The organism is Pseudomonas sp. B392_1p (assembly GCF_052245235.1).
In the GTDB taxonomy this organism is placed as follows: Bacteria; Pseudomonadota; Gammaproteobacteria; order Pseudomonadales; family Pseudomonadaceae; genus Serpens; species Serpens gallinarum.
Map to the genome: position 1 here is coordinate 89,925 of NZ_JBQPXM010000002.1, position 19,844 is coordinate 109,768.

At 62.8% G+C, this 19,844-nt stretch carries 17 protein-coding genes; 7 read left to right on the forward strand and 10 right to left on the reverse strand.

Features of this window, described 5'->3' with window-relative positions:
• Window positions 1-44 precede the first annotated feature (44 nt).
• Window positions 45-410: a VanZ family protein gene (locus tag ACTV8E_RS02705; RefSeq protein WP_443198387.1), complete on the forward strand. Its 366-nt coding sequence runs from the start codon at window positions 45-47 to the stop codon at window positions 408-410.
• Window positions 411-699: 289 nt separating this feature from the next.
• Here the strand turns inward: ACTV8E_RS02705 and ACTV8E_RS02710 are convergent, their stop codons facing one another.
• The 4 genes from ACTV8E_RS02710 to ACTV8E_RS02725 all read right to left on the reverse strand — a co-directional run bounded on the left by ACTV8E_RS02710 (window position 700) and on the right by ACTV8E_RS02725 (window position 4,288).
• Entirely contained in the window at window positions 700-1,233 is a 534-nt protein-coding gene (locus tag ACTV8E_RS02710) for a DUF4256 domain-containing protein (protein WP_443198388.1), read from the reverse strand.
• 108 nt (window positions 1,234-1,341) lie between these two features.
• On the reverse strand, window positions 1,342-2,295 hold the full coding sequence (locus tag ACTV8E_RS02715) for a class I SAM-dependent methyltransferase (RefSeq protein ID WP_443198389.1): 954 nt from the start codon (window positions 2,293-2,295) through the stop codon (window positions 1,342-1,344).
• Window positions 2,296-2,401: 106 nt separating this feature from the next.
• On the reverse strand, window positions 2,402-2,905 hold the full coding sequence (locus tag ACTV8E_RS02720) for a GNAT family N-acetyltransferase (protein WP_443198390.1): 504 nt from the start codon (window positions 2,903-2,905) through the stop codon (window positions 2,402-2,404).
• Window positions 2,906-3,043: 138 nt separating this feature from the next.
• Window positions 3,044-4,288 (reverse strand): saccharopine dehydrogenase family protein, encoded by a 1,245-nt coding sequence (locus tag ACTV8E_RS02725; RefSeq protein WP_443198391.1) that lies wholly within the window; start codon window positions 4,286-4,288, stop codon window positions 3,044-3,046.
• A gap of 161 nt (window positions 4,289-4,449) precedes the next feature.
• Here ACTV8E_RS02725 and ACTV8E_RS02730 point away from each other — a divergent pair, with 161 nt between their 5' ends.
• On the forward strand, window positions 4,450-4,815 hold the full coding sequence (locus tag ACTV8E_RS02730; protein ID WP_443198392.1) for a cupin domain-containing protein: 366 nt from the start codon (window positions 4,450-4,452) through the stop codon (window positions 4,813-4,815).
• A gap of 39 nt (window positions 4,816-4,854) precedes the next feature.
• On the opposite strand, the gene ACTV8E_RS02735 is transcribed toward ACTV8E_RS02730, so the two are convergent.
• Window positions 4,855-5,049 carry a hypothetical protein gene (locus ACTV8E_RS02735; RefSeq protein ID WP_443198393.1) on the reverse strand — a complete coding sequence of 65 codons (195 nt, stop codon included), beginning with the start codon at window positions 5,047-5,049 and terminating at the stop codon, window positions 4,855-4,857.
• A gap of 319 nt (window positions 5,050-5,368) precedes the next feature.
• On the opposite strand from ACTV8E_RS02735, the gene ACTV8E_RS02740 reads away from it, so the two are divergent.
• A complete protein-coding gene (locus ACTV8E_RS02740) occupies window positions 5,369-6,106 on the forward strand; it encodes an SDR family oxidoreductase (protein ID WP_443198394.1) in 738 nt (245 codons plus the stop codon).
• 80 nt (window positions 6,107-6,186) lie between these two features.
• Here ACTV8E_RS02740 and ACTV8E_RS02745 read toward each other — a convergent pair whose 3' ends face one another.
• From ACTV8E_RS02745 to nirB, 5 genes are all read right to left on the reverse strand, one after another.
• Complete coding sequence (locus ACTV8E_RS02745) at window positions 6,187-7,101, reverse strand: AraC family transcriptional regulator N-terminal domain-containing protein (RefSeq protein ID WP_443198395.1); 915 nt, start codon at window positions 7,099-7,101, stop codon at window positions 6,187-6,189.
• 78 nt (window positions 7,102-7,179) lie between these two features.
• A complete protein-coding gene (locus ACTV8E_RS02750; protein ID WP_443198396.1) occupies window positions 7,180-8,901 on the reverse strand; it encodes a protein kinase domain-containing protein in 1,722 nt (573 codons plus the stop codon).
• A 61-nt stretch (window positions 8,902-8,962) separates the two neighbouring features.
• The gene (locus ACTV8E_RS02755) at window positions 8,963-9,772 is read right to left on the reverse strand and encodes a formate/nitrite transporter family protein (RefSeq protein WP_251837214.1); all 810 of its coding nucleotides are present in this window, start codon (window positions 9,770-9,772) and stop codon (window positions 8,963-8,965) included.
• A gap of 48 nt (window positions 9,773-9,820) precedes the next feature.
• Window positions 9,821-10,204 (reverse strand): nitrite reductase small subunit NirD, encoded by a 384-nt coding sequence (gene nirD / locus ACTV8E_RS02760; RefSeq protein WP_251837213.1) that lies wholly within the window; start codon window positions 10,202-10,204, stop codon window positions 9,821-9,823.
• Window positions 10,204-12,762: a nitrite reductase large subunit NirB gene (gene nirB, locus ACTV8E_RS02765; RefSeq protein WP_443198397.1), complete on the reverse strand. Its 2,559-nt coding sequence runs from the start codon at window positions 12,760-12,762 to the stop codon at window positions 10,204-10,206. Before nirB ends, nirD begins: the two co-directional genes overlap by 1 nt.
• A 554-nt stretch (window positions 12,763-13,316) precedes the next feature.
• Here nirB and xdhA point away from each other — a divergent pair.
• The 4 genes from xdhA (at window position 13,317) to guaD (ending at window position 19,567) form a co-directional block, all read left to right on the forward strand.
• Window positions 13,317-14,762, forward strand: coding sequence for a xanthine dehydrogenase small subunit (gene xdhA / locus ACTV8E_RS02770; RefSeq protein WP_443198398.1), 1,446 nt, complete (start codon window positions 13,317-13,319; stop codon window positions 14,760-14,762).
• Entirely contained in the window at window positions 14,755-17,157 is a 2,403-nt protein-coding gene (gene xdhB, locus ACTV8E_RS02775; protein WP_443198399.1) for a xanthine dehydrogenase molybdopterin binding subunit, read from the forward strand. The genes xdhA and xdhB overlap by 8 nt, the downstream gene beginning before the upstream one ends.
• Before the next feature lie 139 nt (window positions 17,158-17,296).
• Window positions 17,297-18,136, forward strand: a complete 840-nt coding sequence (xdhC, locus tag ACTV8E_RS02780) for a xanthine dehydrogenase accessory protein XdhC (protein WP_443198400.1) — start codon at window positions 17,297-17,299, stop codon at window positions 18,134-18,136.
• A gap of 129 nt (window positions 18,137-18,265) precedes the next feature.
• On the forward strand, window positions 18,266-19,567 hold the full coding sequence (gene guaD, locus ACTV8E_RS02785) for a guanine deaminase (RefSeq protein WP_443198401.1): 1,302 nt from the start codon (window positions 18,266-18,268) through the stop codon (window positions 19,565-19,567).
• Window positions 19,568-19,844: the final 277 nt, after the last annotated feature.

Below are 19,844 nucleotides of genomic sequence, written 5' to 3' on the forward strand. Positions count from 1 at the left end.
TTACGCGGCCCTCACCTCTATTTGTTCAAGGATTGACCATTCGCATGCAGTTGTTAGCCCTGATTCCCCGCTGGCTCTGGCGCCTGGCCTTCTTGATTTGCCTGATCTCGGTCCTGGTCCTTTCCCTGCTCAACGATCCCGATCCGCGCCTCAGCACCGGTTGGGACAAGGGCAACCATGTGCTGGCCTTCTGCATACTGACCCTGCTTGGTCGCTGGTCCTTTCCACAACAGGCGCTGCTGCTGGCCGCAGGCCTGTGCGCCTACGGCATCGGCATCGAAATCCTGCAAGCGCTGAGCGGCTACCGCTTCGCCGAATACGCCGACCTGCTGGCCGATGCGCTGGGCATCGCGCTGGGGTTTGGGTTGTTTGCCTCGGCGAGCTGGGCGCAGCGGCGGATTGCGGCCTGAGGGCTGTGCCTGGGACAGCAGCGGACTCGTCCAGACACAGCAATTACACCGCTGCGGCGATGAGGCCGAGTTCCAGCAGGCCGAGCGTCCCAAGTCGCAAGAGCGTACCTGTGAGCTGCTGGCCCGCTAAACTCGGCTCGAAGGGCGCATCGACGACCGGTTGCGGAGCACGAAAATGGCGCTCATAGCGAGCCGCGCCATCCAATCGGTAAAGGTGTCATTCTGCAATTCAAACCGCCCCGTCATCTCGCTGCCATTTCCAGCGGACAGACCTGCGGTGCGGTGTATCTCAAACGCGCAGCAAACCGCGAAACCCTCTGGCCGCGTAATACGATTGGGCACCGTTGTGATAAATGAATACCCGGCCATAACGGCGGTCGCCAAAAATCGCTCCGCCGAGCATACGCACCGCATCCGGCGTCTCGATCCAGCTGGAGGTCCGCGTATCGAATTCCCCCAGTTGCTGAAGCGCTCGGTATTGCTCTTCGGTTAAAAGCGTGATGCCCATGGAAACCGCCCTTTCAAGCGCGCTGGACTGGGGTTTGTTCTCCTTGCGCGCGTCCAGGGCAGCTTGGTCGTAGCAAAGGCTGCGGCGACCGGAAGGACTCTCTGCCGAACAGTCACAAAAGAGGAAGCCTCCTTTCGCGGCTTCATCCCGACCAATCACGTCCGGCTCGCCACCTGTGTCTTCCATGGCCTGGAGTGATTCAAGGGACGCCGGCTTCAGCCTTGCTTGCACCTCAGACCAGATAATGTCCGGATGGCGCTGCATGTGCTGTTCAAAACGGGTCTTCAGGATCTTGAGCAGTTCGGTGTCATTCATGGGCAAGGTCCTAGGGCTCAGGGCCATCTGCTACGCGTGCGATGCAGCATTACGTGTCCGACAAAGACCTCCACCGGAGGCTTCTGTTCATGGCTTTTGCTTGACCGCTTATGAGAGCCGCATGTGTTCCTGCCTGAACACCAATGCCTTCAACCCACTGTCCGCATGAATATCGGGAAACTCGGGCGGGTTTTCCAGCCGCTCAACAAAGCGCAAGCTGGGCGCCTCCGCCGCCATGCCGGCGATCAGGAAATCCGGGCCGGTATCCGGGTCGTTTACGCAGGCCAGCACGATGCCCTGCTCGGTTAGCAGTTCCGGCAGGCGGCGCAGGATCTTCTGGTAGTCCTTGCTCAGCGCGAAGCTGCCTTTCTGGAACGACGGCGGGTCGATGATGATCAGGTCGTAGGGGCCGTATTTCTTCACCTTGCCCCATGACTTGAACAGCTCATGGCCAAGGAAACTCACCCGGCTCAGGTCGTGGTCGTTCAGGCGATGATTGTCGCGCCCACGGCTCAAGGCTGCCTTGGCCATGTCCAGGTTCACCACCTGCTCCGCCCCGCCCGCCATCGCCGCCACTGAGAAGCCGCAGGTATAGGCGAACAGGTTCAGCACACGCTTGCCTTCGGCCTGCTCTTGCACCCAGCGACGGCCGTAACGCATATCCAGAAACAGGCCGTTGTTCTGCTTTTTACCGATATCCAGTTTGAAGTGCAGACCGTTCTCGCTGATCTGCCACTCATCCCGCTCTTCGCCGAGCAGGAACTCCGTGGTGCTCTCCGGCAGATAACGGTGCTGCAGCAACAGCGTATGCGCCTGGCTTTGCTGCCAGGCAGGTGACTCAGTCAATGTCATCAGCATCCGCTTCAACGCCTCCAGCTCGGCGGCCTCCGGCTCGCGGAACAGGCAGACCAGCACAATGCCCTGCAACCAGTCGGCGGTGACATGCTCCAGGCCCGCCCAGCAACGGCCACGCCCGTGGAACAAACGACGGGTTTCCACGGGGGCGGGATTCAGGGCAGCGAGCAAGTGCTGGCGCAGGGTTTCGATGGCGTCGGAGTTCATGAGGATCGTTCACAGAGGCAAGGCCGCGCATTTTAAACGCAAATCCGGCGCGGCTGGCTTTGCCGCTTGGCACGGAGCCGCCTGCACGATCTGCACGCGCCTCAGATCAATGCAGCAGCCGCGTGATCAGAAAGCTCAACAACTCGGGCTCGTCATCCAGCTCCAGAGCCTCAACCGGCCTGGGCAGATCGGCCAGTACCGAGCGCCAGAACGCCAGGGCAATTTCATCCTGGCCGTAAAAACGCACCAGCCAGTTGTCCTCGCCACTCATCAATACCTGCGTAGCCAAGGCGCGCCCGATACCCTGGCGGCGGTACTTTTTCAGGATAAACAGGTCCGCCAGCTCCAAGGCATCCACGCCGGGCAGCTCACTGCGCTCGATCAACAGGAAACCGGCGATAAAGCCGTCAACCAGCAACAACTGGGCACTCCAGCCCGGCTCTTGCCAATAACGAACCAGGTGCTCGTCGTGAATGTAGAAACGGCCATCCACCTCCACATCTTCCTGCTCCCAATCCGAAGACTCATACAGGTAGAACTGATAGAGGTTGCGGATCAGCGGCATCTGTTCCCGCTCGGTGGGCACCAGCTCAAGGGTGACATCGTTCATCGTCGGGCCTCGCAGGGGGCAGGTATAGCGGGACAGAACACGCGGTCGAAGGCATGGAACACTCAATCGGAAACGGAAGGTGGAGCGCCTCACATCGTTGTGTGGAGCCGCGAGGCGTTTACATGTTCGCACACCTCTTCACAGCCGCTCAAAGCGCAACCCTGCGTAGCGCGTCAGCCGCTCGATAAAGCGTTCATCGAAGAAGCTGGCGGGAGTCCAGAAGCCTCCTGGACGTCCGGGCTTGCTGCCGTCGTTGGTATGGTCCAGCGCGAGGCTGATTGCCGCTTGCCCGAGCATCTTGCCGGTGGAGCCGTATCCGGGGTCACGATCACCGGTGACCTTGATCCGCAGGCTCTGGCCGTTATCGGTACGGCCAAAAAAGCGCATGTCATAGCGACCCGCCAATTGCGCTTCCGGGCTTGGGCCTTCACCGGGCTTCGGCAGCAGGAAACGCTCCATCAGCCCGCGCACGGGCTTGATGACGACGCCCACCATGAACGCGCCCAGGCCAGCGACCATGGTCAAGGCGGCCAGGCGGCCTTTGAGGCCGGTGCCCGTTAGCACGGCTTCGTCGTAGCTGAACTGGCTGCCGTAGGCGTTGCTCGACAAGGCATTGGAGCGGTGCACCACGCGCTCGTTGACCGCGGCCATCACGAAAGGAGCCGTCCAGGCGTCAAAGTCCTGATCAAACCTGGCGGATTTGGCTGAGTGCTGACGCACGCTGAAACCGTGGTCCTGGGGACACAGGGAATAGGGATTGGCCAATTCCTTGCGCAACGCGGGGTTGGCAGCCGCCTCCTTCACCAGATTGACCACACTGGCGACTGTGCCGCCGGAGGCACCGCCCTTGAGCGTCTTGACGCGCATCTTGACCTGGCTGGCAGGCTGGCCCCATTGCGCCATGGCCTGTTCCTGCAGGAAGCGCACGCCCAGGTCCGAAGGCACCGAGTCGAAACCGCAGCAATGCACGATTCGCGCCCCGGACTGCCGGGCAATAGGCTCGTACTTCTCGATCATCCGCTTGATCCACTGGGTTTCCCCAGTGAGGTCGCAGTAGTCTGTGCCACTTTCTGCGCACACCTTGACCAGCGGTTCGCCATACAAGGCATAGGGGCCGACGGTAGACACCACCACCCGCGTCTGCGCGCACAGGGCCTGCAACTGCGCTTCGTTGGCCGCGTCGGCCACAATGATCGGCAGCGACTGTCCCGGTGCACCCAGCGCGCGCTTGAGCTCATTGAGTTTGTTTTCGGACCGCCCGGCAATGGCCCAACGTAACTGCACGTCCTGGCTCGACAGATGCTCGGCCAGGTACTGGGTGAGGATCTGGCCGACAAAGCTGGTGGCGCCAAATACCACAAGGTCATAGTTTGGGGAGGTCATGGACGCGTCCTTACAGGCTGATTATTGTTGTGGGGGCCGATTGTTACGCCTTTCCCCTTCAACGTCCAAGAAAGTCACCAGCCAACGCCCTACTAGGGTTTTGTTTCCGTGGCGGATTGCCGGATCGCCGGATCGCCGACCTCACCTTCTCCGAGACATTTATGACCATCGAACAGATCATCGACTTCGCCACTGCCCCACCAGCCGCAGAGCACTACCTGCCGGCTGCCGAAAAAATCATCTCCGGCAACCCGCAACAAAGCGTGCGCAGCGTCTACGCCAGTCCATGCAGCCAGTTCCAGGCGGGCACCTGGAAAGGCGAACCGGGCGTATGGAAAGTCCAGTACACCGAACATGAATACTGCGAGATTCTCGCTGGGCGCTCGGTCATCACCGACCAGCATGGCAACCGCAAGGAGCTTGCCCAAGGCGATCGTTTCGTGATTCCCGCCGGTTTCAACGGCACTTGGGAAGTGCTGGAAACCTGCGAGAAGGTCTATGTGATGTTTGAAGCCAGCAACAACTAGAACCCATCGTCAGAAGGGCTACGCACACGCGCCTGGAGCTCAGCACGCTGTGAAGCGGGGATAATGGCGGCTAGTTAGATGCTTCATCGCTTCCAGCTCAAGCGGCTCCACCTGGTTGAAAATGGCGGGCCCCTGCGGCGGATTCGTCTGGATATAGCGCTGCGCTTTGCGGCGAATACGCTCCAGCTCCAGCAGGTTTTCGGGGGACATGTAGTCGAGTGGCGGGGTGTTCATTGATCGCTCCTTGATCAAATCCTTGTGATGTAACTCTCACAACCGCTTTTGAAAGTAGACCGTGTTTTTGGCGATGCCTACACCGCGGACATCTTTCACAAACGCTAGCCCCCCTGTGCCCTGTCACCCTTCCCCCCATGGCACACACATTGTGCATACGCCCGTCCCTCCCTCTAGAAAACGCAGCTGTGCCTGACAAGTCTGTTACGTCGCCAGAATCAGGCAAGCGCATGGCAGGATCGGTCTAACGCCTGGCCAGGCCATCTCCCTAGCATGTGTTCCACGGCACACATTGGTGCCAGAACACTGGAGAACACACATGCCGAACATTGAACAGAAGGTGGTCGCCATCACGGGCGCCAGCAGCGGCATTGGCGAGGCCACAGCTCTGCTGCTGGCCCGCCAGGGCGCCAAGGTCGTGCTGGGTGCCCGACGCCTGGAACGCCTCGAAGCCCTGGCCCGACGTATCGAGGATGAAGGCGGCGAGGTGCGCGTTCTCTCGTTGGATGTCACCCGCCTTGAAGACGCCCAGGCCTTCATCGATTTCGCTGAGCAGCAGTTCGGCAGGGTGGACGTCATCGTCAATAACGCCGGGGTCATGCCGCTGTCACCGCTCGACGCGCTGAAGGTGGACGAGTGGAACCGGATGATCGACGTCAATATTCGTGGCGTATTGCACGGCATTGCTGCCGGGCTGCCGCTGATGCAGCGCCAGCATTCGGGCCAGTTCATCAACATCGCCTCCATCGGCGCCTACGCGGTGAGCCCTACCGCAGCGGTCTACTGCGCCACCAAGTACGCGGTGCGCGCTATTTCCGAAGGGCTGCGCCAGGAGGTCGGTGGCGACATCCGCGTGACGCTGATCGCCCCCGGGGTCACCGAATCGGAGCTGGCAGAGAGCATTTCCGATGACGGTGCCCGTGAGGCCATGCGCGATTACCGCCGCATCGCCATCCCCGCCGACGCTATTGCCCGCGCCATTGCCTACGCTATCGACCAGCCAGCCGATGTGGATGTCAGCGAACTGATCGTCCGCCCGACCGCCAGTGTTTACTGAGCTGCCCGCCTAGCCTGAACCGTACCGGGCTTCTCTCGGCATGGGTGGACGGGCATTTTGCGGTGCAGGGGCTGCGAGGCTCAGCCTGTGCTGCGCAGCCGGGCCAGGTCCTTGATCGGCGAGGCGCCGAACAGTCGGCTGTACTCACGGCTGAACTGCGAGGGGCTTTCGTAACCGACCCGGTATGCCGCACTGGACACGTCGAGCCCCTCGCCGATCAGCAACCTGCGCGCCTCCTGCAGGCGCAGCTGCTTCTGGTAGCGCAACGGGCTCATGGCGGTCAGCGCCTTGAAGCGGTGATGCAGGGTCGAACTGCTCAGGTTGACCCGCTGCGCCAGCTCCTCGATGCGCAGCGGCTCGACATAGTTGCGGTTCAGCCATTCGATGGCCCGCGTGACACGATGGCCTTGGCTGTCGCGCACCGTGATCTCATGCAGATGGCGCCCCTGCCCTCCACACAACAAGCGATAGAATATTTCCCGCTGCACCAGTGGCGCGAGCACCGCAATATCCTGCGGGCTGGTCAATAGGCGGACCAGCCGCAACGTCGCGTCCAGCAACGCTGCGTCGACACGATCCAGGTACAACCCCCGCATCACTCCTTCACGCTTCGGGTCCGGCGGCCCCATCTCGGCAATCAATGGCGCGATCAGCACCGGATCGATGTCCAGACGAATGCACAGATAGGGTGCTTGTGGCGAAGCCTCCACAACCTGGCCCGCCACCGGCACGGTGACCGAAACCACCAAATAATGCAGGGCGTCGTAGGCGTAGCATTCCTCGCCCAGCCAAACCTCCTTGCGGCCCTGCACGATGATGCACAGCGCCGGCTTATGCAGCCCGCGCACAAGCTCGCCCGGTGTTGCGCAGCGAATCAGGTGCAACGCGTCAATGGCGGTCGGGTGCACGCCATCCTCATGGACGAGATCCGCGATCAGACGGACCAGGGCGGCACGAGGAGCGGCTGTCTCGTCGGCGATGGCGAGTGGGGGCATGGCTCGATACGTCACATTGCACAGGTGGGGATGCAGCTTATCAGGCACACGCCCATCGCCACAGGGTGCGCCACTGACTCAGCGAAGCATCAACACCACGACGGTCAGCGCCAGGATCAACGACACACCCTTCCAGAAAAACACCGGATCGCGCTCAAGCAGCGGCGCACGACTTTTGTTGAGGAAGGCCTGATTGGGCTGGCGCAGCTCGAACAGGAACTCCGACAGTTCGCCATAGCGTTTGGCGGGGTCTGGATGCGTGGCTTTCTTCAGCACTTCGTCGATCCAGGCTGGACATTCCCGCGTACTGTCACGCACCGAGTGATAATTGAGGCTGAGCTGCGCCGCCCGCGTTCGGCTTTTGGCCACCTGGGCGCCGTAGGGCAGCCTGCCACTGAGCATCTGGTAGGTGATCACGCCGAGGGAAAACAGATCCGAGCGGCAACTGCCAGATTCGCCGAGAAAATATTCCGGCGCGGCATAGGCCGCGGTGCCGAGCACATCGTCCCGCTGTCGCACCCCGCCCAATTCGGCCAAGCCCGCTACGCGGGTGGCACCGAAATCGATGATTTTTACCGTGCCGGTGGCGTCGATCATCAGATTCTGCGGGCGCAGGTCCTGGTGCAGCATTTCCAGGCGATGAAACGCGCGCAGGCCACGGGCGATCTGCTCGACGATGCCGCGCACGGTTTCCAGGTCGGGACGCGGGTGGTCGATCATCCATTGCGCCAGAGTCTGGCCGTCGATGAACTCGCTGACGGTGTACAGGTAGTGGCGCTTGCGCGCCGGCAGACACGACTTGAGGACATGGGGATTGTCGATCCGCCGCGCGATCCATTCCTCGGTGAGAAAACGCTCCAGATAAGCCGCATCGCCCCGCAGGTCGAGCGAAGGCGTCTTCAACACCACCCGGTTGCCACTGGCTTCGTCCACTGCGAGATGAACATGGCTGCGACTGCTGGCATGCAATTCACGGACGATTCGATAGCCGTCGAATTGCATCTGGGCATCCAGCAGCGGCGGCAATGCCAGCTCGCCAAGCCGTTGCTGGACTTCGTCGGCCCCGTGATCGGGCAGGTCGTCGATCCGCACCAATTGCACGGTCAGGTTGTCATCGCTGCCTTGCGCGAAAGCCTCCTCGACGATCAGGCGCGCCGCTGTGTCCAGATCATCCGCGTGCGCATCGATCACCTGCGCCACGAACGGCGCGCAGACGTGCTCATAGACGCCGTCGGTGGCAAGAAAGTACAGATCGCCCGTTTCCAGGGGGAGCGTCTGGTAGTCGATCTCCAGATGCGAGTTGATGCCCATGGCGCGGCCCAGGTAGTGAGTGTCCTGGGAGACCCAGACGCGGTGATCGCGGGTCAGTTGCTCCAACGCACCGTCGCGCAGGCGGTAAATGCGCGCATCGCCAATATGGAACAGGTGGGCCGTGGTGGATTTGAGCAGCAGCACGCTCAAGGTACACACGTAACCGCGATCACGGTCGTAGCGGTACTGGCTCTGCCGGGTCTGGGCATGCAGCCAGGAATTGATCGCCACCAGCACACGCTGCGCCGAGGTCTTTACCGACCAGGCTTCCGATGTGCAGAAATAGTCGGCGAGGAACCCTTTGACGCTGGTTTCACTGGCGATCTGGCTGACCGCGCTGCTGCTGATACCGTCGGCCAGGGCGATGGCAATACCCTTGGTGGAGCGCTGCGGCTCGGCGGGCAGGCAGGCACCGTGGAAATCCTGGTTGACGGGTTTGCGACCCTTGTCGGTGTGCTGGCCGAGGGAAATGGCAAGTTGGCTAGGCATGGGGGTTCTGGCTTCAAACGCACAGGCTCCGGCAGTCCGGAGCTTGTGCGTTACGTCCTGATCAGAAAGAACGTTTGGCAGCGGTACGCACGTGGGTGGCGTACAGCGTCAGGCCGGTGAAGGCCAGGCCACCCACCAGGTTACCCAGCGCAGTGGGGATTTCGTTCCACAGCAGGTAATCCATCACCGAGAAATCACCGCCAATCATCAGCCCGGCCGGGAACAGGAACATGTTCACCACCGAGTGCTCGAAGCCCATGTAGAAGAACAGCATGATCGGCATCCACATGGCGATGGCCTTGCCGCCCACGGTGGTGGAGATCATCGCGCCGACCACGCCCATCGAAACCATCCAGTTGCACAGCACGCCGCGCAGGAAAATGGTCATCCAACCGGCCAGGCCGTGCTCGGCATACCCCAGGGTGCGTGATTCGCCGATATGCGACAGCCGGTGCGCCACCTCGCCGGGCTCGATGGAGAAGCCGTAGGTGAACACAAAGACCATCATGAAGGCCACGGTCAATGCACCGGCGAAGTTACCCAGGAACACCAACCCCCAGTTACGCAGCACGCCGTTGACCGTAACGCCGGGACGGCGGTCGAGCAGCGCCAGGGGCGTCAGCACGAACACCCCGGTAAGCAGGTCGAACCCCATCAGGTAGAGCATCACGAAGCCGACGGGAAACAGCATCGCTCCGGCCAACGCCGAGCCGGTCTGCACGGTGATCGTCACCGCGAATACCGCGGCCAGGGAGAGGATCGCACCGGCCATGAAAGCGCGGATCAGGGTGTCGCGGGTAGACATGAAAATCTTCGATTCGCCGGCGTCCACCATCTTGGTGGCGAACTCCGAAGGGACTATGTAGGACATGGCGGTCTCTCGTATGCAGTCAAAAACAGGGTTAAAACAATGCGGGGCTCACGCGACGCCGATTTCCACGGCATCGTCATTCAAACGTGCCGGCCAGACACGCAGGCGCTGCTCGGGGTATTCCAGGCAGGTGCCGTCTTGCAGGCGAAAATGCTGCTTGTACAGCGGCGAGGCGATGACCAGATCCCCCTTGAGGCAGCCGACGATGCCGCGGCCGATCACATTGGCTCCGGACTTCGGGTCGCGATTTTCAATGGCGTAGAGCCTGTCGCCCGCCGTGTTCTCCGGCAGGTAGAAGAGCGCCACCTGGATGCCATCCAGCCAGGCGACCACGCCCGAGTTGGCAACCAGATCGCGGCGGCCGCACAGGGCACGCCAGGAAGCGGATGGGCTGACGGTTTGCGAGTCGAGACACATGGCATTGAGGCTCATCAGAGCACCTCCTGGGCAACGGGGATCAGGTGAAGTTCAGAGGCGCGCACCGGCCTGCGCTGGCCGCGTTCTCTGACAAAGTGAATGTCCGGATCGGCGCGCCGATCATTGACGAAGGTGCGGAAGCGCTTGAGCTTTTCCGGGTCTTTGAGGGCGTTGGCCCATTCGCATTCGTAGCGATCGATCACCAACTGCATCTGCGCATCCAGTTCGGCGCCGAGCCCCAGGCTGTCGTGGATGATCACGTCCTTGAGGTAGTCCAGGCCGCCGTCCAGGCTTTCGCGCCACACCGAGGTGCGCTGCAGCTTGTCCGCCGTGCGGATGTAGAACATCAGGAAGCGGTCAATGGTGCGGATCAGCGTGGCGTCATCGAGGTCAGTAGCGAACAGCTCGGCGTGGCGCGGGCGCATGCCACCGTTGCCTGCCACATAGAGGTTCCAGCCCTTCTCGGTGGCGATCACGCCGATGTCCTTGCTCTGCGCTTCGGCGCATTCGCGGGTGCAGCCGGAAACGCCGAACTTGAACTTGTGCGGCGCGCGCAGGCCCTTGTAGCGGTTCTCCAGGAGCAGGGCCATGCCGACGCTGTCCTGCACGCCGTAACGGCACCAGGTGCTGCCGACGCAGGACTTCACCGTGCGCAGCGACTTGCCATAGGCACGCCCGGTCTCGAAGCCCGCCGCGATCAGCTCGCCCCAAATGTCCGGCAACTGATGCAGCTGGGCGCCGAACAGGTCGATGCGCTGGCCGCCGGTGATCTTGGTGTAAAGGTCGTATTTCTTTGCCACCGCACCCAGGGCGATCAGCTTGTCGGGGGTGATTTCCCCACCGGCGATGCGCGGCACCACCGAGTAGGTGCCGTTCTTCTGCATGTTGGCCATGAAGGTGTCGTTGGTGTCCTGCAGTGGCACCAGCGACGGATCCGTGATCGGCTGATTCCAGCAGGACGCGAGGATCGAGCCCACAGCCGGCTTGCACAGGTCGCAGCCGGTATGGCCGCGGCCATGCTTGGCCAGCAACTCCTCAAAGCTGAGGATGCCCTCGACCCGCACGATCGCGTAGAGCTCCTGGCGGGTGTGGGCGAAGTGTTCGCACAGGCTCTTATCCACCGCGACGCCACGGGCGCTCAGTTCATGCTCGAAGACCTGCTTGAGCAGCGCGCTGCAACCGCCGCACCCGGTGCCGGCTTTGGTGGCGGCCTTGAGATCGCCCAACTCGGTCAGGCCGGCATCCACCTGGCAACAGACCGCGCCCTTGCTGACGTTATGGCAGGAGCAGATGGTTGCGGCGTCCGGCAGCGCATCGACCCCCAGCGCCGGCGCGCCATCAGACAGCGGCAGGATCAGGCTGGACGGGTTTTGTGGCAAGGCGATGCCATTCTGCGCGTACTGCAGCAAGGTGTCGTAGTAGCTGTTGTCACCCACCAACACCGCGCCGAGCACATGCTTGCCGTCGGCGGACACCACCAGACGCCGGTAGCTGGCGGAGGCCTCGTCGATGAAGCGATAGCTCTTTGTGCCTGGCGTGGCGCCATGGGCGTCGCCGATGGAGCCGACATCCACCCCGAGTAGCTTGAGCTTGGTGGACATGTCCGCGCCGGTGAAGGCCTCGTGGGCGACCCCGGCCCATTGCGCGGCGACGGTGCGCGCCATGCTGTAGCCCGGCGCCACCAGGCCGAACACGCTGCCGTTCCAGCTGGCGCATTCGCCGATAGCGAAAATGGCCGGATCCGATGTGCGACAGTCGTTATCGACCACCACACCACCGCGCGCGGCGATCTCCAGTCCGGCACTGCGAGCCAGAGCGTCCTGCGGGCGGATGCCGGCCGAGAAGACGATCAGGTCGGTTTCCAGGTACTCACCATCCTCGAACGCCATCCGGTAGGCGTAGTCCTCGCCGGCGACGATCTTCCGAGTGGCGCGTGACAGGTGCACGCCCACGCCCAGCGCTTCGATGCGGGCACGCAGCGCGGCGCCACCCTCGGCATCCAGTTGCACCGGCATCAGACGCGGGGCGAACTCCACAACATGGGCCTCCAGGCCCAGGGACTTGAGTGCATTGGCGGCTTCCAGACCGAGCAGGCCACCGCCCACCACCACACCACGGCGGGCATTGCCGGCCGCAGCACGAATGGCGTCGAGGTCATCCAGGGTTCGATAGACCAGCCGGGCGTTGCCCTCTGCGCCCGTGATCGGCGGCACAAAAGGGTACGAGCCGGTGGCCAGGATCAACTGGTCGTAGGCGTAGCGACCGTCAGGCGTGACGACTTCCTTACGCTCGCGGTCGATCTCCAGCACCGGGGTGCCGAGGTGCATGTGTACGCCGTTCTGCGCGTAGAAGCCCGCCTCCCCCATGGCGAGCGATTCAGCATCGCGACCGCCGAAATATTCGGACAGGTGAACGCGATCATAGGCGCGCTGGCGCTCTTCGCCGAACACATGGAGTTCCGTGTGGGCCAGCGCGCCAAGGGCGATCAGCTGTTCAATGCAGTGATGGCCGACCATTCCGTTGCCGATGATGATCCGCTTTTCACGCGTGGCTGGGGTGACAATGGCGTTCATCTCTTACCTCGCTCAACGTCGCTGCCGGTGCGTAGCCGGCAAAAAAATCAAAAAAAAACGCCTGAAGCTGTCCGAGCAGCTTCAGGCGCCGTTGCCTGGTAATCGTGGGGATCATGTTCCGGGCGCCGTTGCCCGGTATCCCCTGCCCCGCGCGACTGGCGCGGCGCCTGGATAATTCTGTAGTCGGCCTGCCGCCATGGACAGGCTTTCTGAGTAGTGCAGGTTGCATGCCATTTTTGCTGAGGCGTTGCGCAGGGCAGGCGCAAGCCGTGGCCCACCTGGACAGTCGAGCATAAACAGCCATGGCAGGCCGCCCAGCGCGGGGCAGTGGCCAGTCTTTTATGCGCACCAGCACATGGCAACCAACCACACCTGCGCACCAGCCTGGAGCCATTGCTGCCTGGCCAGGGCGGGACGTCGATACGGCGGGATCACGCAGCGCATCGCCGCGGCTACGCCTATCGATGCGCGAGCAGGCCCCGCTCAAGTGGACCAGACTTGTCCTCAACCACAGGCCGTTCAGCCATGCGGCCGAATCCACCGGAGGCGTTGCCTTGATTCAGTTTCTTCTCAACCGCGAGATGCGCAGCGAGCAGACGCTCGACCCCAACACCACGGTGCTGCAGTACCTGCGCGAACACCTGCACAAGACCGGCACCAAGGAAGGCTGCGCCTCGGGCGATTGCGGCGCCTGCACGGTGGTGGTCGGCGAACTGGACGGCACACGCCTGCGCTACCGCACGCTGAACGCCTGCCTGACCTTTATTTCCGCCCTGCACGGCAAGCAGTTGATCACCGTCGAAGACCTCAAGCACCAAGGGCAGTTGCACAGCGTCCAGCAGGCCATGGTTGATTGCCATGGTGCGCAGTGCGGGTACTGCACCCCCGGTTTCGTCATGAGCCTGTTCGCCCTGCAGAAGAACAGCGCAGCCACTGGCGCCGACCCGGTCGCCACCCACGAAGCTCTGGCCGGCAATCTGTGCCGTTGCACCGGCTACCGGCCGATCCTGGCCGCCGCCGAGCAGGCCTGCAGCCATCTGCAGCTGGATCAGTTCGACATTGCCGAAGCCGAAACCGTCGCGCGTCTGCAAGCCATCGCCCCGCGTGACACCCCCGTGCTGGACGACGGCCATAAACGCTGCCTATCACCGCTTACCAGCGACGCGCTGGCGACAGTCTATGGGGCCCATCCCGAGGCGCGCCTGCTGGCTGGCGGCACGGATCTGGCGCTGGAAGTCACACAGTTCCACCGCGAACTGCCGTTGATGATCTACGTCGGGCATATCGCCGAGATGAAGCGGATTACGCGGGACAACAACTACACCCGCATTGGCGCGGCGGCTTCCCTCACCGACTGCCATGCCGTGCTCGCCCAGGACTACCCGGACTTCGGCGCCCTGCTGCAACGCTTTGCCTCGCTGCAGATCCGCAATCAGGGCACCCTGGGCGGCAACATCGGCAACGCCTCGCCCATCGGCGATGCCCCGCCGCTGCTGATCGCCCTCGGTGCGCAACTGGTGCTGCGTCAGGGCAATTCTCGGCGCATCCTGGCGCTGGAGGACTACTTCATCGATTACAGGGTGACCGCGCGCCAGCCGGGCGAATTCATCGAAACGATCCTGGTCCCCCGCGCGCAGCCCAGCCAGCAATTTCGCGCCTACAAGGTGTCTAAACGTCTGGACGACGATATTTCCGCCGTCTGCGCGGCCTTCAACCTGTGCATCGAGGACGGCGTTGTGCAGTCGGCGCGCATTGCCTACGGCGGCATGGCGGCGATTCCCAAGCGCGCCGCCGCCTGCGAAGCGGTGTTGCAAGGCGCCGTGTTGAATTTCGCCACGCAGGAGCGCGCTTGCGCTGCGCTGGCCACGGATTTCACGCCGCTGAGCGACTTTCGCGCCAGTAGCGCGTACCGCCTGCTCGTCGCGCAGAACCTGCTGCGCAAATACGTTCTGGAGTTGAACGCGCCGGAAACTGAAACCCGGGTAGCCGCTTATGTCTGATCACACGACCGTCAAGACTCAGGAACAGCTGGCCGCCCTGTTCAAGCAGGAGCTGCAAACCGGCGTCGGCCGCAGCGTGCCCCACGACAGCGCGGCCAAGCATGCAACGGGCGAAGCGCTGTACGTCGACGACCGCCTGGAGTTCCCCAACCAGTTGCACGTCTACGCACGCACCAGCGAGCGTGCCCACGCGCGCATCCGGCGCATCGACACCACGCCCTGCTACGCAATTGCCGGCGTGGCCCTCGTCATCACCGCCCAGGACGTACCTGGCCAGCTGGACATCGGCGCCATCGCCCCGGGCGATCCGCTGCTGGCCGACGGCCTGGTGGAATATATCGGCCAACCGGTGCTGGCGGTGGCCGCCGACAGCCTGGAACACGCCCGCCAGGCGGCGCAGGCGGCCATCGTCGAGTACCAGGATCTGGAACCGGTGCTCGACGTGGTCGAGGCGTTGCGCAACAACCACTTTGTGCTGGACAGCCATACCCATCAACGCGGCAACGCCGACGCCGCACTGGCCACGGCGCCACACCGCCTGCAAGGCACGCTACACATCGGCGGGCAGGAACACTTCTACCTGGAAACCCAGGCAGCCTCGGTGATGCCCACGGAAGACGGCGGCATGCTCGTCCATAGCTCCACGCAGAACCCCACCGAAGTGCAAAAGCTGGTTGCCGACGTGCTCGGCATGGCGATGAACAAGATCGTCATCGACACGCGCCGCATGGGTGGCGGCTTTGGCGGCAAGGAAACCCAGGCCGCCGGTCCGGCGTGCCTGTGCGCGGTGATCGCGCACCTGACCGGGCGGCCGACCAAGATGCGCCTGCCGCGCCTGGAAGACATGCAGATCACCGGCAAGCGCCACCCGTTCTACGTCGAATACGACGTCGGCTTCGACGACGATGGCCTGCTGCACGGCATCAAGATCGACCTCGCCGGCAATTGCGGCTATTCGCCGGACCTGTCCAATTCCATCGTCGACCGCGCCATGTTCCATGCCGACAACGCCTACTACCTGGGCGACGCCGTGGTGAACGGCCATCGCTGCAAGACCAACCTGGCCTCCAACACCGCCTTTCGCGGCTTCGGTGGCCCGCAGGGCATGGTCGCCATCGAGGAGATCATGGATCACATCGCCCGCACGCTGGGCAAGGACCCGCTGGCGGTGCGCAAGCGCAACTACTACGGCACGGAGTCGCGCAACGTCACCCACTACTACCAGACCGTCGAGCACAACCTGCTGGCCGAGATGACCGCCAAGCTGGAAGCCAGCAGTGAGTACGCCACGCGCCGCGCCGCGATCGGCGCCTACAACGCCAAAAGCCCGGTGCTGAAGAAAGGCCTGGCGCTGACGCCGGTGAAGTTCGGCATCAGTTTCACCGCCAGCTTTCTCAATCAGGCGGGCGCGCTGATCCACATTTATAAAGACGGCAGCATTCACCTGAACCACGGCGGCACCGAGATGGGTCAGGGCCTGAACACCAAGGTCGCCCAGGTGGTCGCCGAGGTGTTCCAGGTGGACATTGGCCAGATCCAGATCACCGCCACCAACACCGACAAGGTGCCCAACACTTCGCCGACCGCCGCCAGCAGCGGCGCCGATCTGAACGGCAAGGCCGCGCAAAACGCCGCGCTGACCATCAAGCAGCGGCTGGTGGACTTCGCCGCCCGTCACTGGCAGGTCAGCGAAGAAGACGTTGAGTTCAAGAATGGTCAGGTGCGTATTCGCGACCGCTTCGTGACCTTTGAGGAACTGATCCAGCAGGCCTATTTCGGCCAGGTGTCGCTGTCGTCCACCGGCTTCTACCGCACACCGAAGATCTACTATGACCGCTCGCAGGCCAAGGGCCGACCGTTCTACTACTACGCCTTTGGCGCAGCCTGCTCCGAAGTCCTGGTCGACACCCTGACCGGCGAATACAAACTGCTGCGTGCCGACATCCTTCACGACGTCGGCGCCTCGCTGAACCCGGCCATCGATATGGGTCAGGTGGAAGGCGGTTTCGTGCAGGGCATGGGCTGGCTGACGACGGAAGAATTGGTGTGGAGCGACACCGGCAAGCTGCTGACCTCAGGGCCGGCGAGCTACAAGATCCCGGCGGTGACGGATGTGCCGGCGGACCTGCGCGTGACCCTGGTGGAAAACCGCAAGAATCCGGAAGACACCGTGTTCCACTCCAAGGCCGTCGGCGAGCCGCCGTTCATGCTCGCCATTTCAGTATGGTGTGCGCTCAAGGACGCGGTGGCGAGTCTTGCCGACTACCGCGTGCAGCCGCACATCGACGCGCCGGCGACCCCGGAGCGGGTGCTGTGGGGCGTGGAGCAGATGAGAGCGGCAAGCTCCACGCTTCAAGAGCGAAGCGAGGAGCCCAACATGACGGAGTCCCCCTGATGGTTACGTGCGGCTTGCAGCTCATGAGTAGGGTGGACAACGCTCTGCTTGTCCACCTTGGCTACAACACGAATTCTCCGCAGGAAAACGCTGCGCGGTTTTCCACGGGGCGGCTATCCGTACGACTCGGAACCCAGCCATGAGCAACACCGCCTGGATCGAGGCTCTGGCTGAGCTGCAGCAACAGGGAACGCCCTGCGTGTTGGTGACCCTCATCGAGGAGCGTGGCTCGACACCGCGCAATGCCGGCGCGAAATTGGTGGTCACCGCCGAGCGCAACTACGACACCATCGGCGGCGGCCATCTGGAATACAAGGCCCTGCAGATCGCCCGCGAGATGCTGGAAAGCCGCAGCCGCGAACCGCGCCTGGAACGCTTCACCCTCGGCGCCAGCCTTGGCCAGTGCTGCGGCGGCGTCACTGTGTTGTTGTTCGAGCCCATGGGCCAGCCGCAGGCATACATTGCCGTGTTCGGTGCCGGGCATGTCGGTCGCGCACTGGTGCCGCTGCTGGCCAGCCTGCCGTGCCGGGTACGCTGGATCGACTCCCGGGAGCAGGAATTTCCCGCGCAGATTCCCGCCGAGGTGGACAAGGTGCTCACCGAGGATGTCATCGACGAAGTGGAGGAGATGCCCCCCGGCAGCTACTTCATCGTCATGACCCACGATCACCCGCTGGATCTGCAACTGGCCGCCGCCATCCTCACCCGCAACGACTTCGCCTGGTTCGGGCTGATCGGCTCGAAGAGCAAGCGCGCCCGCTTCGCACACCGCTTGAGCGAACGCGGCGTGCCACCCGAGGCCCTCCAGCGCATGCGCTGCCCCATGGGCTTGGCCGAGGTAAAAGGTAAACTGCCGATGGAAATCGCCGTGTCCGTTGCCGGCGAGGTGATCGCCACCTATAACGCCCGCTTCGGAGAACAACACCAGGACGAGGAAAAGCCGGTGCCCTTGCTGCTACCGGCGTCGCGCCGGGGATAAGCCCTACGAGTGATGTAGGGTGGATGTCGTTTTTTACATCCACCACGGGCACCGTTTGGTGGACAACTCAAAACGGTTGTTCACCCTACGTGGGGCCCCGCACGTAACCCATAGACTTCTGAGAACCCCATGAGCCAACGCACCGCCTTTCGCGCCGCCCTTCTTCACTGCCTTGCCGACCCCCGTGATGTAGGCACAGAGCTCTCCTATGAATACCTCGAGGACGGCCTGCTGGTGGTCGAGGACGGCAAGATCGTCCAGCTGGGCGATGCTGCCACCCTGCTGCCCACCCTGGCCGCCACTGTCGAAGTGCGTGAATTCCCCAACGCGCTGATCACTCCGGGTTTTATCGACACCCACATCCACTACCCGCAAATGGGCGTCATCGGCTCCTACGGCACGCAACTGCTCGACTGGCTGGAAACCTACACCTTTCCCAACGAGGCGAAGTTCGCCGACCCTCAGCACGCCCGCGAACAGGCCCGGTTGTTTCTCCAGGAACTGCTGCGCAACGGCACCACCACCGCGCTGGTGTTCGGCACCGTGCACCCGCAATCGGTGGATGCCTTCTTCGCAGAGGCCGAAACGCTCAACCTGCGCATGATCGCCGGCAAGGTGCTGATGGATCGCAACGCACCGGAGTACCTGACCGACACCGCCGAGTCCGGCTATGCCGACAGCAAGGCGCTGATCGAGCGCTGGCACGGTAAGGGCCGCCTGCACTACGCCGTCACCCCCCGTTTCGCACCGACCAGCACGCCCGAGCAATTGAACCGCGCCGGCCAGTTGCTCAAGGAATACCCGGACCTGTACCTGCACACCCACCTTTCGGAAAACCAGCAGGAAATCGCCTGGGTTAAGGAGCTGTTCCCCGAGCGCAGCGGCTACCTGGATGTCTACGATTATCACGGCCTGATCGGCCCGCGCGCGGTATTCGCCCACGGCGTTCATTTGTGCGACGAAGAATGTCAGCGCCTGGGGGAAACCGGCTCGGCGGTGGCCTTCTGTCCCACCTCAAACCTGTTCCTTGGTAGCGGCCTGTTCGATCTTGACCAGGCGGAACGCCACGGCGTGCGCGTCGGTCTGGGCACCGATGTCGGTGGTGGCACCAGCTTTTCGCAGTTGCAGACCCTCAACGAGGCCTACAAGGTGCTCCAATTGCAGGGGCAGAAGCTCGATCCGTTCAAGGCGCTATACCTCGCCACCCTCGGCGGCGCCCGTGCGCTCTATCTGGACGACAAGATCGGCAATCTGCAACCGGGCAAGGACGCCGACTTCGTGGTGCTCGATTACCAGGCCACCCCCTTGATCCGTCAGCGACTCAGCCAAGCGACCAAGCTGCGGGAAAAGCTCTTCGCCCTGATGATCCTGGGCGACGACCGCGCCGTGCGCGAAACCTTCGCCGCCGGGCAGTCCGTGCATCGGAGCTGAGGCAGTCTGAATGCTGCCCTACGCTCCTTGGAGAGGATCGCGGGGCGGCCTCATGTATTCCGGTAGTTTTTCGCACCCCGCCTGCCCCAAAGCTCGCCAAAGCAGAGCCGGGAGCTCCTCACTCAATGTGAACCACCAAGTCCAGATTGAAACATCGTCTAAATAATCATGATAGTGTGCTAAATAACTGTTTTTATTTGTTTTTTGCTCAGAAGCCAAGAAAAAATACTGGCATCAAAATGCTATCATTGGCTTCACATCAAGCGATCTCCATTCG

Coding starts and splice junctions, on each gene's coding strand:
- ACTV8E_RS02705 (WP_443198387.1), top strand. CDS start 45: ATGCAGTTGTTAGCCCTGATTCCCCGCTGGCTCTGGCGCCTGGCCTTC.
- ACTV8E_RS02710 (WP_443198388.1), bottom strand. CDS start 1,233: ATGAATGACACCGAACTGCTCAAGATCCTGAAGACCCGTTTTGAACAG.
- ACTV8E_RS02715 (WP_443198389.1), bottom strand. CDS start 2,295: ATGAACTCCGACGCCATCGAAACCCTGCGCCAGCACTTGCTCGCTGCC.
- ACTV8E_RS02720 (WP_443198390.1), bottom strand. CDS start 2,905: ATGAACGATGTCACCCTTGAGCTGGTGCCCACCGAGCGGGAACAGATG.
- ACTV8E_RS02725 (WP_443198391.1), bottom strand. CDS start 4,288: ATGACCTCCCCAAACTATGACCTTGTGGTATTTGGCGCCACCAGCTTT.
- ACTV8E_RS02730 (WP_443198392.1), top strand. CDS start 4,450: ATGACCATCGAACAGATCATCGACTTCGCCACTGCCCCACCAGCCGCA.
- ACTV8E_RS02735 (WP_443198393.1), bottom strand. CDS start 5,049: ATGAACACCCCGCCACTCGACTACATGTCCCCCGAAAACCTGCTGGAG.
- ACTV8E_RS02740 (WP_443198394.1), top strand. CDS start 5,369: ATGCCGAACATTGAACAGAAGGTGGTCGCCATCACGGGCGCCAGCAGC.
- ACTV8E_RS02745 (WP_443198395.1), bottom strand. CDS start 7,101: ATGCCCCCACTCGCCATCGCCGACGAGACAGCCGCTCCTCGTGCCGCC.
- ACTV8E_RS02750 (WP_443198396.1), bottom strand. CDS start 8,901: ATGCCTAGCCAACTTGCCATTTCCCTCGGCCAGCACACCGACAAGGGT.
- ACTV8E_RS02755 (WP_251837214.1), bottom strand. CDS start 9,772: ATGTCCTACATAGTCCCTTCGGAGTTCGCCACCAAGATGGTGGACGCC.
- nirD (WP_251837213.1), bottom strand. CDS start 10,204: ATGAGCCTCAATGCCATGTGTCTCGACTCGCAAACCGTCAGCCCATCC.
- nirB (WP_443198397.1), bottom strand. CDS start 12,762: ATGAACGCCATTGTCACCCCAGCCACGCGTGAAAAGCGGATCATCATC.
- xdhB (WP_443198399.1), top strand. CDS start 14,755: ATGTCTGATCACACGACCGTCAAGACTCAGGAACAGCTGGCCGCCCTG.
- xdhC (WP_443198400.1), top strand. CDS start 17,297: ATGAGCAACACCGCCTGGATCGAGGCTCTGGCTGAGCTGCAGCAACAG.
- guaD (WP_443198401.1), top strand. CDS start 18,266: ATGAGCCAACGCACCGCCTTTCGCGCCGCCCTTCTTCACTGCCTTGCC.